Source organism: Mesorhizobium sp. M4B.F.Ca.ET.203.01.1.1 (assembly GCF_004791025.1).
In the GTDB taxonomy this organism is placed as follows: Bacteria; Pseudomonadota; Alphaproteobacteria; order Rhizobiales; family Rhizobiaceae; genus Mesorhizobium; species Mesorhizobium abyssinicae.
In genome coordinates this window covers 1-13,773 of the sequence record NZ_SRUO01000017.1, presented here as the reverse complement: position 1 = coordinate 13,773, position 13,773 = coordinate 1, and the positions used below count along the sequence as shown (strand labels likewise).

Sequence of the window (13,773 nt, the reverse complement as noted above, 5' to 3'; positions counted from 1 at the left end):
GCAAGAACGCGCAGCCAATTTCACTTGTTGCGATACCAGTCCTGAGCGTTCCACAACTCGGAATCCCAGGCGTTACTGGCAGTGCCGCCCAGCGTGTTGGAGATCCCCGAGACGCCAGCGCGCCAGACCAGCGGCATGATCGCGTAACTGTCCATTAAAATGGTATTGAGCTTTTTGACTATCTCGCCGCGCTTCTCGATATCAGCGGTCTTTCCGAGCTCTGTCACCAGCGCGTCGTAGTTCGTGTCGCAGTAGCGCGGGGTGTTGCTTCCATGCGACTGGCCACAGGTGTAGCTCTCGGCATATGCGCCGGGATCGGAACCGCTAAAGTAGTTGGCCCACATCTGGGCGTCGGCATAAAAGTTACTGTACGTTTCCGGATTGCTCGGATCGCTTCCGAAAAAGACCGAAGCGTCGATGCTCCTCAATTCTACCTCAACGCCTATATCGTGCCACCACTGCTTGATGATCGCCTGGAACTGGTTGCGCACCGGGTTGGTCGTGGTCACCAAAGTGAGCTTTAGCTTTTCGCCGTCCTTCCCCCGGATTCCATCAGGACCCTGCCTCCAGCCCGCCTCGTCAAGAAGCCTCTTGGCACCCGGGATGTCCTGCTGCAGGCAGCTCGTACTGCCGGCGGCGAAGATCGGCGGCGCCGGAACGAAGTCGCAGGTGGGCTTGCCCATGGAGCCGTAGCCGATGTCGCTCAACCTCGCGCGATCTAGAGCCATCGACAGAGCCTTGCGCACGCGAACGTCGCTGAGAATCGGGTGTGGATGTTTCGCCGTCGAACGCTCCTCCGGCGGGAGGCTGGGCGAGGGATCGGTCAGGTTCATGAAGAGGAACTCAACTGTCGTCCCAAAGGTAAAGCCAGCCTTGCCCTTGTCCCCTTTCTCCATCTCGCTCAGCACGTCCGGAGCGAGCTGCAAGTTCAGGGCGTAGTCATATTCGCCCGTCTGCAGCACGGCACGGGCCGCCCCGAGCGCATCGCCGCCGCCTTTGACGTTGACCTCGGCGAAAGCGGGCTTGTTCGCGTCGCGGTAGTTCGGGTTGGCCTTTAGCTGAATCGCGTCATTTGGCTTGAAACTGGTGACGACAAACGGCCCGGTGCCGATCGGATAGAAATTGGCTTCGGTGCAGGTCGGAGCCTTTGCGCTAAGGCAGTCGGCGAACTGGTTGGCCTGGATGATCGGAGACCACTGGCTGACAAAGAGAGTATAGGGGACGCCAGTCGGCTCCTTAAACGTCACTTTCACGGTCAGATCATCCAGCGCCTCGACCTTGTCGACACCCTGGAACCCAGCAAGTGCTGCGCAGCCAACCTTCGGGTCCATGCAGTAGTTGGCGGTGAAAACCACATCCTTCGAGGTGACCGGCGAACCGTCGGACCATTTGAGGCCCGATTTCAGCTTCCAGGTGATCGACTTGAGGTCCTCGGCGACGCCGCCGTTCTCGACGGTCGGGATCTCCGCGGCCAGCCGCGGGAAAAGCACACCATTCTCGTCGTAACCGGCTAGTGGCTCGAGCACCAACGATGCTGCAATGACCTCTTTGTCCCCTCCCGCGAGGTAAGGATTCATCATCGACGGCGCCTGCCAATTCAGGATCTTGACGATGCCGTCTGCGCCGCGTTTGGCAAACGCAGACGTTACCAGTAAGGTAGCAATGACCCCCCCGGTTAGAAGCGATTTCAATCTAAACATTCTGTGTTCTCCTCTTTTTCTAATCAGGCTCGGCTAGTCGAGCCCGTTGCCTTACGCCAGATCCGTGCTCATAGGTCGCGTACTCGCTGGCGCGAACTTCGTGCGAGGGACCTTGCCTCCCTCGCTTCACTCGGCCCTGTGGCAAGCGACCCAGCGATCTCCAGCCAGCTTTCGCCAAGCCGGTTGCTCTACCGCACACCTGTCGAACGCGACCGGGCAGCGGGTGCGAAAGCGACATCCCGAAGGAGGATCAGCCGGGCTCGGTACATCGCCCTTCAAGACGATGCGCTGGCGCGCTCGCTCGAGTCTCGGATCGGGCACAGGGACTGCAGAGAGCAAAGCCTTTGTGTAAGGATGCATTGGATTTTTGTAGATGAGATCCCGCGGGGCGAGCTCCATTACTTTGCCCAGGTACATCACCGCGACATCGTCACAGAGGTGACGGACCATCGAAAGATCGTGGCTGATAAAGAGGTATGTCAGCGAGAGCCGCTCCTGGAGGTCTTTGAGGAGATTGACCACCTGAGCTTGAATCGAGACATCCAAGGCGGAGATCGGTTCATCGCAGACAATGAATTCTGGACTCAGGGCGAGCGCCCGGGCGATGCCAATACGTTGGCGTTGGCCGCCTGAAAATTCGTGCGGGTATCGGTTAGCGAATTTTGGATTGAGGCCTACTGAATCGAGCAACTCGCAGATTCGCCTCTCCTTTTCCGTGCCTCTCAGCACACCGTGCTCATTGAGCGGTTCGGCGATGATCGAACCCACGGTCATGCGAGGATTGAGGCAGGCCTGCGGATCCTGAAAGATCATTTGCATGCGCGCGCGCATGCGGCGCAGCTTGTTGCCCCCGATGTGCGTGATGTCTTCGCCATCAAATACGATTCGACCACCGGTCGGGTCGTAAAGGCGCAGGATAACACGCCCCGTAGTCGTCTTGCCGCAGCCGCTCTCGCCGACCAAGCCTAACGTCCGACCGCGCCTAACGTCCAAATTCACTCCGTCCACCGCTCGGATGCCGCCATCCTGCCGGCCGAAGACTCCCCGATAGGTCGGGAAATGCAAGCTCAGGTTACTAATACGGAGCAGCACGTCATCGTCGCTGACCCTTTTATCTCTCTTGAGTGTGCTGGGCTCAGAAATCATCACGCGCCCTCCCCTCGGTTACGTCCCACCAGCACGCCGCATCGTGACCTTGGCTTACAGACATCAGCGGCGGACTTTCGCTGCGACACCGGTCGAAGGCGTAGGGGCATCGTGGCGCGAACGGGCAGCTTGTCGGAAAGACGGTGAGGTGGGGCGGCTGGCCGCCAACGCTCTTCAGTCGTTCCTGACCCGACATATCGGCCCGCGGCAACGTTTCCAGAAGCGCGCGCGTGTACGGATGACTGGGATTTGCGTAGAGATCGTCGACAGCGGCAGACTCGACAACAAGTCCGCCATACATCACCATCACTCGATCCGCGATCCCCGCTACCACGCCGAGATCATGAGTGATCCAGATAATGCTCATGCCGATTTCCTGGCGCAACTTCTGGACGAGATCCAGGATCTGGGCCTGAATCGTCACGTCGAGGGCGGTCGTTGGCTCATCCGCGATAAGCACTTTCGGGTTACAGGCAAGAGCAATGGCGATCATCACCCGTTGGCGCATCCCGCCTGAGAACTGGTGCGGATAGTCGCTTATCCTGTCCTGCGGCGAGGGAATGCCTACGCGAGAGAGAAGCTCGATGGCACGCATTCGCGCCTCTCTCCGGCCGAGCCCGAAATGCTTGCGCAACGGCTCCATCAACTGGTAGCCGACTGTAAAGACCGGGTTGAGCGAGGTCATCGGGTCCTGGAAGATGAACCCAACCTCGCCACCGCGAACCTTTCGCATTTCGCTGGGGGGGAGCGACAAAAGATCCCGGTCCCCGAGACACGCCCGCCCAGATACGATTTCGGCTGGCGGCGACGGCAGAAGCTTCATGAGCGACATCATCGTGACGCTCTTGCCAGAGCCGCTTTCACCTACGACGCCAAGCAGTTCGCCGGGCCGAAGTTCGAAGCTGATGCCGTTAACCGCATGGATCGCGGTGTCGCGGGTCCTGAAAACAATCCGCAGGTCCGACACCTGCAAGACAGGCGCCTCATTTGTTCTGCGCGATATTGGCTCCGCCAAAGCCACCCCTCCTTGGTTCACCGAGCGGCCTCCACCTGAGTGCCTAATCGCTCTGTCCGTTGGGTCCCAAGCAGGAGCACGCGTGTATTCAGAACGGCGACGGAAATCATCGGCATTCCTCCCTATTTTCGGCTGTGACCCGGCACTTCTATTTTTTATTTTGCGGAGCCGATTGATGGCCAGCGGCGACTGTCGCTGACAATCAACTGACGAGCGTCCTTGGTCAATTATAGTTTGTATATGGCATCATCTAGAATCTAGATGATTCAAGAACTTATTAGATTAGCGAATTGTAAGAGACTATTGGAGCACTACGCCCCTATTGCAGTCGAGTTCGCGCGGATGTGGACTGGCTTCGCGGCTTCATCTTTGTGCGAGCACCCAGCGGCCGATTCAGCTCATCGAGCGATCCCATTGTTCCTATGTGCAACTGTTGGCACCCTGAAGAACCAACAATTTTGCCTAGTCAGTCGAAAGCTCCTCCACTCGGCGGACGGGCGACCTCTTCATCGGTAGCGAGATATCCAGAGACGCTTGTCAGTTGCGCCCCGCTCGCAGGCTTGGATGTCGGCGTCGCCATGGGCATGCCTCTTCGAGATCGCGCGAGATACGCACCAACGTTGCCTCATCACCGAAACGGCCGACGATTTGGAGCCCGATTGGCAAGCCATCAGCGCTTTGGACCAACGGCAACGACACCGATGGATGCCCGCTAATATTGAAGACACTCATGTACCCATAGATTCCGGTCGCAGCATCCGCGTCCAGGAATTCCGCGGCGGAAACCGTCGGGTTGGTCGTGCAGTAAATGCCTCCATGAGGCGGGGCAACAATTGGCATCGTAGGCGTCAGCAAAATATCGAATTCATCGATCGCTTCGCCGACCCGATATCGGAATCTCCGGATGTCCTCGAGTAAGTCTCCCATGGAGGCGGGTGGAAAGCATCGGCCGTACTCATAAAGCTTGAGATTGACAGGTTCCAAGGTGTTCTCGTCGACCTTTCGACCTATGCCGCGCGCTGCTTCTTCAAGTGACCTTGCATTGAGAGCGCAGGCGCCGAGCGATATCCTCGTCCTCTCCCCGGGGTCATACGGTGGGTCGATCTCGGTGACCAGATGGCCCATATCCTCCAGAAGCGAGGCAATTGTATCCACTGCCTGAAGGATTTGTGGTTCAACGTCGGTCCCGCCCCATTTGGTCTGCGCGGCTCCGACCCGGAGACTACCAGTAGGTCGAGATAGCTCTTCCACACACGGGCGGCCAGGCTGGACAATGATAAATGGATCTCCAGGATGAGGGCCCGAAAGGACGTCTAATGCGGCGGCCATGTCGCGCACCGTTCGACAGAGAACAAATTCGCGAGTGCGACCAAACGATGCGTCTTGGTTGTTCGGCCCACCTGAAACACGTCCGCGGGAGGGATTGAGCCCGACAAGACCACACCAGGATGCAGGAATGCGAATTGACCCGCCCCCATCGCTGGCATGTGCAATAGGTGTAATGCCCGACGCGACCGCCGCGGCGGCGCCCGATGACGAGCCCCCTGCAGATCGTTCCAAATTCCATGGATTGGCGGTAACGCCATTGAGAATGGATTCACTCATACCTGAGGTACCCAACTCCGGGCATGTTGTTCTCCCGATTGTACGGAGCCCTGCGTGTCGCGCGCGGCGAAAATAGTGACTGTCGGTTCGGGGCCGATATCCTTTGAAGAGACGGCTGCCCTGTTCTTGAAGGCGCCCAGATTCGGTAGCGCCGATATCCTTGCGGAGGAAAGGTACTCCGCCGAAGATGCCTTCGTCCGCGACAACAACTGTCTCGGCATCGTCGTAGAATTCTATGACGGCGTTGATGCGTGGGTTGACCTCATCATGCGCCGCCCGCGCCAACTGGGTCAGCTCCAAACCCGTCACTTCGCCCGCCTTCACGAGAGAGGCCAAACCGGTGGCATCGTGGTCCGCATATTCGCTCAATCTCATTCGGCAGATCCTTACTCGCCAACTGCTCTATTGAGGGCTGGCGCGGTTGTGTTCTCAACCTGCCCGGATTGCCAACGCCGAAGCCGGTATCCATGACAAATAGCGACCGGATCGAAAGCACACGTGTCTCCAGAACGATGGAAACGCAGGTCGGCTGGTGAAATCGCCATTGTCAGTCCCCAATCGAGAACGTGGAGGTCTTGTTGAAGGAGGAGGTGCGGCCGTGAGAAGCACGGGCTTATGCCACTAAGGGATATAGACCTCGTGTGTTGCAAATAATGCAACGCTGTTGCAATTTCATTTGGAATGTGACAGGGGTGTAAACAGTTGTCAAGTGGAGCTGAGGAGTCATCGATGGATCCTGTTAATTATCCCCCGAACGCCCGTGACCGAGCCCCTGGGGAGGTTACAACAGTTCAACGCGCGTTGAATCTGCTGAGGATCGTCGGCGCGAGTGAAAGGCCGATCGGAGTGAATGAGATCGCGCGGCGGCTAGAACAGCATGCGAGCGCGGTTTCGAGGACACTGTCGACGCTTGAGCACAACGGATTCGTCGAACGTGACGAAGAAACGGGACGGTTTGTGCTCGGGGTTGAGCTGATCGCGCTGGCGAGCAGGCTTCTTGCTGAACTTGACGTGGTCCGTGTGGCGCGACCCCATCTGGAGGAACTTGCCGAAAGCACGAGGGAAACGGCCTCACTCAGTCTTTGGAACAAGACGGAGGCTATCAACATCGAGCACGTACTTGGTCCCGGGTCGATCAAGCATGTCGCTGCACCAGGGCGCCGCAACCCGGCGCATTGCACAGCTACTGGAAAAGTCATGCTGTCGCAGATGCCTGCGTCAACCCTGGAAGAAGTTCTGGCTCTCGGCCTAGAACGTCATACGGACCGCACGATCACCGAGAGGAGTGCTCTTGAACGCGAGCTGCATTGCGTGCGCGAACGAGGATACGCGCTGAACGTCGGCGAGTTCATTCCTGAGACCGCCGCCATCGCAGCCGTCATCCACGACCGGAGAGGGAGAGTTGTGGCGGCAATTGCCGTTACGATGCCGGTTTTTCATTTCACTCAGCAAAGTGAACTTCAGCTGGCGCCTGTTGTCATGAATGCGGCCGCGAGTATCTCGCGGAGGCTAGGATATCAAGGCGCTCGCACGATATGAAGTAGACGCCCTAAACGCGTCGTGGGGGTGCGGGCCCTGGGCGCGAGGTGACGCAAACTGTGTCCTGTTCGATGACGACGTGGCCGGTCATGTTATTTTCGTTCCAGCCGCTTCGCCGCTGTTTCCAGCGCGTGCCAGAGCGATGCGGCGGATGACCGCGCCCCCAGAACGGCGACATGAGCTTCGCTGCGGCGGATGACGAAACAGCTCATATGCTCAATGCCGGTACGCCTCGCGCGACCTGGGCCAAAGTCCGCGAGATCGATGTTGATAAGCTTCGAAAGCAATGCCTCGAGAGGCCTTGACCCGGCCCGCAATACAATCTCGAAAGCGACCCAGCCATCGGTCTGCTCGGTCACCGAGCAGCCGGCGGCGAATTGCTTGAGCTCGGCGGCAAAACCCAGATCGGCGCGGCCTTCATACTCGATCATCCACTGATCCGGCCCGGTCCACAGCGCGGCAACCCCCTGCCCCGCAATCCAGCGGCCTGGTCCTGGCAGAGTGAGCCCGAAGGGCCTAGGCCCAATGGTTCCGCGGCGCAGCGCCAGAGAGGCAAGCGCCAGACCAACGTTCTCCCGAATCTCCAACGCCCCGAACGAAGCGAGGCGTGGTAGTGCGGCACCGAGCGCCGTGATGGGTATCAGCTCACTCACGAAGACGTTCTCCCTCGGGGTCGACGAAACAGGCAGGCACGACCAGCAGGCGCGCGCTTTCACCTTCGAGCGGGTTCGCAGCCACGATTACCTCGCCCAGCCGTTCATCGCCCTTTTCTAGGAATCCGAGCCCGATCATCGAGCGGACATGCGGGCTGTAGCAGGCCGAGGTGACCCAGCCCTGATCGGTATCGCATTTCCGCGGTGCGCCTTCCGCAAAAAGATGCGAGCCGCTGACCACCTTCCCGGCCGGATCGACGGGCCGCAGCCCCACCAGGCGTCGCCTGTCGCCCGCAAGGCCCCCGCGCCGCGACATCACAGCGCCGACGGAATCCTTCTTCTGCGACACCATACTGCCAAGTCCGACCATGGCGGCCGTCGTCTGTCCGCTCAATTCGGGGCCGGCGGCGTGGCCCTTCTCGATCCGCAGCACGCCCAGAGCCTCGGTGCCATAGGGCGTCGCTCCAAGATCGGCTCCCAGTTCCATCAGCCGCTCTATCAATGCGTGGCCGAAGCGTGCGGGAACCGCAACTTCATAGGCGAGTTCGCCCGAGAAGGAGATCCGGAAGAGCCGCGCGCGAAGGCCGTCGCAGACGGTGAGTTCCGCGCAGGCCATGAAGGGGAAGGCCTCGTTCGACAGGTCGAACCCGTCAACGATGCGGGCGAGCAGAGCGCGCGACTTCGGCCCGGCGACCGCGATCTGTGCCCACGCATCGGTCGTGGAGATGAGCTGGACGTCGAGGTCCGACCACAGACATTGCCGCGCGAATTCCATGTTGCGATAGACCAGACCGGCGTTGGCAGTCGTCGTGGTGACCACATAATGATCCTCGGCCAGCCGCGCGCAGGTGCCGTCGTCATAGGCAAATCCGTCTTCGCGCAGCATAAGCCCGTAGCGGACACGGCCGACTTTCAGCGTGGCCATGATGTTGCAGTAAAGGCGGTTGAGAAACTCGCCCGCGTCCGCGCCCTGAACATCAATCTTGCCGAGCGTGGTCACGTCACACAGGCCCACCGCGCTGCGCACGGCCCCGGCCTCGCGGTCCACGCTCTGGCGCCAATGCGTTTCGCCCGCTCGCGGGAAATATTGCGCGCGCATCCACTGGCCGACCTCGACGAACACGGCGCCCTGCCCCTCGGCCCAGTGATTGGTGGGTGTGAGGCGGCGTGGTCTATAATGCCGCCCTATATCGCCGCCGCCCAGGACCGAGAGCGTCACTGGAATGTAAGGCGGGCGGAAAATCGTTGTTCCAGTTTCCGGGATCGTTCTCCCGGTCAGCTCCGCCATCACGGCAAGACCGGTCACATTTGCGGTTTTGCCTTGGTCCGTCGCCATGCCCAGAGTCGTGTAGCGTTTCAGATGCTCTACCGGCCGCATGTTCTCGGCATGGGCGAGCTTGATGTCCTTCACCGTCACGTCATTCTGGAAATCGACCCAGGCGCGCTTCTTGCCGGGTACATTGAACACGGGCGCAACCTTGTAGTCTGCCTCCTCCGCGCGCGGCAAATCGGGCGACGATGCGGCGATTCCAAGTTCGTCCATCGCACGCTTTGCGGCTTGCGCGCCGGAACGCAAGGCGTCGGCGGTGGAAAAATTGGCCGCCGCCGCACCTGCCGGAATTAATCCTGGAGGACCATCCTCCCCAGGCAGGAACGCCTGCAGCGATTCATTCCAAATAGGCCGACCGCGATGATGCGAAAAGAGATGCACATTCGGGTTCCAGCCGCCAGAGACCCCGAGCGCGCCGCACTCAATCCATTCGGACCTGCCGTTTGCCTGAACCTCGATCGACTTCAGGCCAAGCCGGCCGCGTGAGCCAGTCACCATGCCCCCCGCGATCAGTCGGTAGTCACCGCGAGCCTTCGCCTCGGGGCGCGCGTCGATGACGGCGGCGATCTGGACATCCTTGGCGGCCAGATCGCGCGCGGTGCGATGACCGTCATCGTTATTGGTGAAGACGGCGACCGTCTCGGACGGGCATGCCGCCCAGCGATTGGCGTAAGTTCGCATCGCGCCGGCCAACATGATCCCGGGACGGTCATTGTCGGCAAAGGCGATGGGCCGCTCTGTCGCGCCCGCCGCCAGTACCGCGCGCTTCGCCGTGATACGCCAGAGTGTCTGGCGCACACGCCCGCTCGCCTCTGGGAGATGATCGGACACGCTTTCCACCGCGCCATAGATGCCGTGGTCATAGACCCCGAAAACCGTGGTGCGACGCATCACGCGAATATTCGGCAGGCTCTCGAATTCAGCCTCCAACGCTGAGACCCAGTCGGTGGCTTGCCCTCCGTCCAGCGTTCCCGTCTCGGACAGAAGCCGCCCGCCCAGGCGGAAATCCTCGTCGGCCAAAATCACACGTGCGCCCCCGCGCGCCGCCGTCAGCGCCGCAGCAAGCCCGGCCGCCCCCCCGCCGATGACCAAAAAGTCGCAATGCAGGAAACCCTTGTCGTATGTATCCGGGTCGGCCTGCATTGAAAGGCGCCCGAGGCCTGCCGCCCTGCGGATCGCCGGCTCGTAAAGCTTTTCCCAGAAGCCCTTCGGCCACATGAAAGTCTTGTAGTAGAAGCCGGCCGTCAAGAAGGGCGACAACAAGTCATTTATCGCCAGTGCGTCGAATCCGAGCGAAGGCCAGCGGTTCTGGCTTCGCGCCTCCAGCCCTTCGAACAGCTCCACCACCGCGGCTCGCGTGTTCGGCTCCTGCCGTGCCCCCGTTCGCAGTTCGACGAGAGCGTTCGGTTCTTCCGAACCGGCCGAGAGAACCCCGCGCGGGCGGTGATACTTGAAGCTGCGGCCCATCAGACGAACGCCATTGGCCAGCAGCGCCGAGGCGAGCGTGTCGCCGGGATGGCCCTGGTAGCGCTTGCCGTCGAAACTGAAGTTCAAGGTCTGCGAGCGGTCGATCAGCCCTCCGGTTAGCCGTGTCATTTGCCGCACCTCGTCCGCGAAAGGGCGACATTGCGGGCCAGCTCCGCACCGAGGACTTCATGGGTGACCGTGTCGCGCGTGACCACCAGCCATGACCGGTCGCCCTGCTCGTGGAACCACAGTTCGCGGTGCACGCCCGCCGGGTTGTCGCGCAGGAAGACGTAATCGCAAAAAGCGGCCTCGGCATCGGGCGCGGAGGGGTCTGGACGGTCGATGAGCCGCGCGTCGCCCAGATAGGTGAATTCCTGCGCATCGCGCGGGCCCAGAAGTGGATGTGGGATCAGCATTGGACCGCCTCAGTGGAGATTGGGCTGGGCACCGGCGCCGCGCTCGTCAACCACATGGCCGCGTGCGAAACGGTCGATGCGGTAGGCGCGCGCGGTCTCGTGGGGTGCGCCGGTGGCAAGAAGATGGGCGAAGGCATAGCCGCTGGCAGGCGTCGCTTTGAAGCCGCCATAGCACCAGCCGCCGTTGAAATAGAGGCCATCAATTTGCGTGCGGTCGATGATCGGCGAACCGTCCATCGACATGTCCACCACCCCCCCCCACATGCGCAGCAGCCTCGCCCGCCCGATCATCGGCATCAGCGCCATACCGCCTTCGGCGACGTCCTCTACCACCGGCAGGTTTCCGCGTTGGGCAAAGGAATTGTAGCCGTCGATATCGCCGCCGAAGACAAGTCCGCCCTTGTCGGACTGGCTGATGTAGAAATGGCCTGCCCCGAACGTGATCACACCGGGAATGGTGGGTTTGAGCCCCTCCGTGACGAAGGCCTGCAAGACATGGCTTTCGATCGGAAGCCGCATTCCAGCCATTGCCATAACGCGGCCCGAGGACCCCGCCACCGCCACCCCGACCTTGTCGGCGTCGATATAGCCGCGCGATGTCTCCACGCCACGCACCTTGCCGCGATCGAGCCGGAAACCGGTCACCTCGCAATTCTGGATCAGGTCCACGCCGTGGCTGTCGGCCCCGCGCGCATAGCCCCAGGCCACGCCGTCGTGCCGCGCGGTGCCGGCACGCGGCTGCATCAGGCCACCTTTGATCGGGAAGCGCGCGTTCTCGTAGTTCAGGAACGGAACCATGGCGCGCAGTTCCTCTCGACCTAGCAGCCGGGCGCCCGCACCTGCTAGCATCATGGAGTTGCCGCGGCGGCGGAAGGCATCACGCTGTGCATCCGTATGAAACAGGTTGATGATGCCGCGCTGGGAAACCATAGCGTTGAAGTTGAGTTCCTGCTCCAGTCCTTCCCAGAGCTTCATCGAGAACTCATAGAAGGGCTCGTTGCCAGCAAGCAGGTAGTTCGACCGGATGATCGTCGTGTTTCGCCCGACATTCCCGGATCCGAGCCAACCCTTCTCCAGCACGGCGATACGGGATCGCCCGAAACTCTTGGCCAAATAATACGCTGTCGCCAAGCCGTGACCGCCCCCGCCGATGATCACGTAGTCATAGGCGGGCTTGGGCTCAGGGTTGCGCCAGAGCGGCCGCCACCCGGTGTGACCCTTGAGCGCTTCAGCAAAGATGCGGAATCCGGAAAACTTCATATCAAGTACTCCTTGGACCGCCGAGACTATGTCACGGCAAGGGCAGTGAGGTGTTTTCAAAATTGACTCATGTGTGCTTTTGCCGGACATGGGCGAACGATGTGGATGATAGGATTTTCAACGGGATGATTGACGGGAATCTCGGCAGCCCGCGGCGATACGGTTTCCTGCTGATCGAAGGCTATGCCCTGATGTCCGCAGCCTCCGCGGTCGAGCCGCTGCGCGCCGCCAACCTGCTTAGCGGGCGGATTGTTTACGATCTGAACTTCATGTCGGCCAAGGGCGGGTGGATGCGCAGTTCCGTCTCGGGCGCGTTCGAGACCGAACCTGTTTCACAAGCAGGCACTGATTTCGATATTCTCTTCGTCGTCGCCGGCGGCAACCCGCTCACCTATCGAGACGACAGGATCCTCGCTTGGCTGCGCCGTCTCGCCCGGTCGGGTGTGCCTTTGGGCGGAATCTCAGGCGGAGCGGCAATCCTGGCGGCAGCGGGTGTGATGTCGTCACGCCGGTTCACAATTCACTGGCAGCACATTGATGCAATGCGGGAGATGTATCCCGACGCACTCATCGAACGGCGGCTGTTCGTCATCGATCGTGACCGCTTCACCTGCGCGGGCGGCATGGCCCCCCTAGACATGACCCATGCGCTGATCGCTTCAGATCACGGTGTGGAATTGGCCCGTGCGGTCAGCGATTGGTTCATCCATACCGGCATCCGGCAGGCCGAGGCCCCTCAGCAATTGGACCCAATACGCAGGTACGATCTGCGCCATCCCGCTCTGGTCGCCATGGTGCAATTGATGACAAGCCACATTGCGGACCCGCTGAAGCTGGACGATCTGGTACACTTGAGTGGTATTGGGATGCGGCAATTAGAGCGGTTGGCAACGGAACAGTTAGGACAGAGCGTGATGCAGTTCTATCGGTCTTTACGGTTGGAGAAGGCCGACGAGATTCTCCAACAGTCAAACCTGCCGCTCGTCGAAGTCGCGCTGGCCACAGGCTTTTCCAACCGCAGTCATTTCTCACGGGCCTTTCAGGCCCATTTCGGCGTGGGTCCCGCAACCCACCGCAAACAGCGCCGCCATAGCGAAAATTATCACGCCAGGACGCATTTTGGGGGGCGGTCAAGTGTAGACTAGGAAAGGTCTCCACAACCTCGAGCTTCTCGTCGGCCAGACGAAAACTTTTTACGCAATCCTCGAGCCGAGATGTTCTCGCAAGAGGATGGCCTGAGCGCCTACTTGGCAATCTGGTCGCCGAATAAAGCGAAGCTGTCCTCGTCTTCATCCAGACGGCATCGACAATCTTCGACATATCGTCGACGAGAGCAGGGCTACATGACACTCCCCCAACCCGCCTCAGGAAAATCTTCCGAGACCATAGCGGCCTTGGCCGTTTGGATACCAGTTATGTGCTTGCCCGTCCGTCTCGACGAATCACTGGAACGCTTCGGAAGATCGGGCCAGTTCACGCGCGGCGTCTTCTTCGGCATATCGCCTGCCCCGTCGAGAGAGGGCATCCAGAAGGGGCCCAAGGCCTGCCGTTTCGAGGTTGCCTATTGCCGAGAGGATCTCGTCCTGCCACCGCGGGTGAACGTTCTCTCTGCTGAGGCCCTTGAATTTCTCCCAGATCTGAT

Annotated in this window: 11 protein-coding genes; 2 read left to right on the top strand and 9 right to left on the bottom strand. The window is 60.5% G+C overall.

The window, feature by feature from the left end:
- Positions 1 to 20 precede the first annotated feature (20 nt).
- The 4 genes from EN846_RS27225 to EN846_RS27210 form a co-directional block, all read right to left on the bottom strand.
- Positions 21 to 1,700, bottom strand: coding sequence for a peptide ABC transporter substrate-binding protein (locus EN846_RS27225; protein ID WP_127282608.1), 1,680 nt, complete (start codon positions 1,698 to 1,700; stop codon positions 21 to 23).
- Positions 1,701 to 1,826: 126 nt separating this feature from the next.
- Positions 1,827 to 2,846, bottom strand: coding sequence for an ABC transporter ATP-binding protein (locus tag EN846_RS27220; RefSeq protein WP_127239368.1), 1,020 nt, complete (start codon positions 2,844 to 2,846; stop codon positions 1,827 to 1,829).
- Positions 2,836 to 3,813 carry an ABC transporter ATP-binding protein gene (locus tag EN846_RS27215; protein WP_348626858.1) on the bottom strand — a complete coding sequence of 326 codons (978 nt, stop codon included), beginning with the start codon at positions 3,811 to 3,813 and terminating at the stop codon, positions 2,836 to 2,838. The genes EN846_RS27220 and EN846_RS27215 overlap by 11 nt, the downstream gene beginning before the upstream one ends.
- 585 nt (positions 3,814 to 4,398) lie before the next feature.
- On the bottom strand, positions 4,399 to 5,841 hold the full coding sequence (locus EN846_RS27210) for an amidase (RefSeq protein WP_127282609.1): 1,443 nt from the start codon (positions 5,839 to 5,841) through the stop codon (positions 4,399 to 4,401).
- Positions 5,842 to 6,195: 354 nt separating this feature from the next.
- Between EN846_RS27210 and EN846_RS27205 the strand changes: the two genes are divergently transcribed.
- Positions 6,196 to 7,005, top strand: a complete 810-nt coding sequence (locus EN846_RS27205; RefSeq protein ID WP_127239370.1) for an IclR family transcriptional regulator — start codon at positions 6,196 to 6,198, stop codon at positions 7,003 to 7,005.
- 92 nt (positions 7,006 to 7,097) lie between these two features.
- On the opposite strand, the gene EN846_RS27200 is transcribed toward EN846_RS27205, so the two are convergent.
- Genes EN846_RS27200 through EN846_RS27185 form a run of 4 tightly spaced genes read right to left on the bottom strand, consistent with a single transcriptional unit; the run spans position 7,098 to position 12,131 of the window.
- Entirely contained in the window at positions 7,098 to 7,658 is a 561-nt protein-coding gene (locus EN846_RS27200) for a sarcosine oxidase subunit gamma (protein ID WP_127282610.1), read from the bottom strand.
- Complete coding sequence (locus EN846_RS27195; RefSeq protein WP_135899039.1) at positions 7,651 to 10,584, bottom strand: sarcosine oxidase subunit alpha family protein; 2,934 nt, start codon at positions 10,582 to 10,584, stop codon at positions 7,651 to 7,653. The genes EN846_RS27200 and EN846_RS27195 overlap by 8 nt, the downstream gene beginning before the upstream one ends.
- Positions 10,581 to 10,871, bottom strand: a complete 291-nt coding sequence (locus EN846_RS27190) for a sarcosine oxidase subunit delta (protein WP_127239372.1) — start codon at positions 10,869 to 10,871, stop codon at positions 10,581 to 10,583. Before EN846_RS27190 ends, EN846_RS27195 begins: the two co-directional genes overlap by 4 nt.
- 9 nt (positions 10,872 to 10,880) lie before the next feature.
- Positions 10,881 to 12,131: a sarcosine oxidase subunit beta family protein gene (locus EN846_RS27185; protein ID WP_127243071.1), complete on the bottom strand. Its 1,251-nt coding sequence runs from the start codon at positions 12,129 to 12,131 to the stop codon at positions 10,881 to 10,883.
- 125 nt (positions 12,132 to 12,256) lie between these two features.
- Here EN846_RS27185 and EN846_RS27180 point away from each other — a divergent pair, with 125 nt between their 5' ends.
- Entirely contained in the window at positions 12,257 to 13,276 is a 1,020-nt protein-coding gene (locus EN846_RS27180) for a GlxA family transcriptional regulator (RefSeq protein WP_206519992.1), read from the top strand.
- Positions 13,277 to 13,573: 297 nt separating this feature from the next.
- Here EN846_RS27180 and EN846_RS35615 read toward each other — a convergent pair.
- Positions 13,574 to 13,773 (bottom strand): hypothetical protein (locus EN846_RS35615; RefSeq protein WP_135899035.1); only part of this gene is annotated, 200 nt, incomplete at its 5' end.

Coding starts and splice junctions, on each gene's coding strand:
- EN846_RS27225 (WP_127282608.1), bottom strand. CDS start 1,700: ATGTTTAGATTGAAATCGCTTCTAACCGGGGGGGTCATTGCTACCTTA.
- EN846_RS27195 (WP_135899039.1), bottom strand. CDS start 10,584: ATGACACGGCTAACCGGAGGGCTGATCGACCGCTCGCAGACCTTGAAC.
- EN846_RS27190 (WP_127239372.1), bottom strand. CDS start 10,871: ATGCTGATCCCACATCCACTTCTGGGCCCGCGCGATGCGCAGGAATTC.
- EN846_RS27180 (WP_206519992.1), top strand. CDS start 12,257: ATGATTGACGGGAATCTCGGCAGCCCGCGGCGATACGGTTTCCTGCTG.
- EN846_RS27210 (WP_127282609.1), bottom strand. CDS start 5,841: ATGAGATTGAGCGAATATGCGGACCACGATGCCACCGGTTTGGCCTCT.
- EN846_RS27220 (WP_127239368.1), bottom strand. CDS start 2,846: ATGATTTCTGAGCCCAGCACACTCAAGAGAGATAAAAGGGTCAGCGAC.
- EN846_RS27185 (WP_127243071.1), bottom strand. CDS start 12,131: ATGAAGTTTTCCGGATTCCGCATCTTTGCTGAAGCGCTCAAGGGTCAC.
- EN846_RS27205 (WP_127239370.1), top strand. CDS start 6,196: ATGGATCCTGTTAATTATCCCCCGAACGCCCGTGACCGAGCCCCTGGG.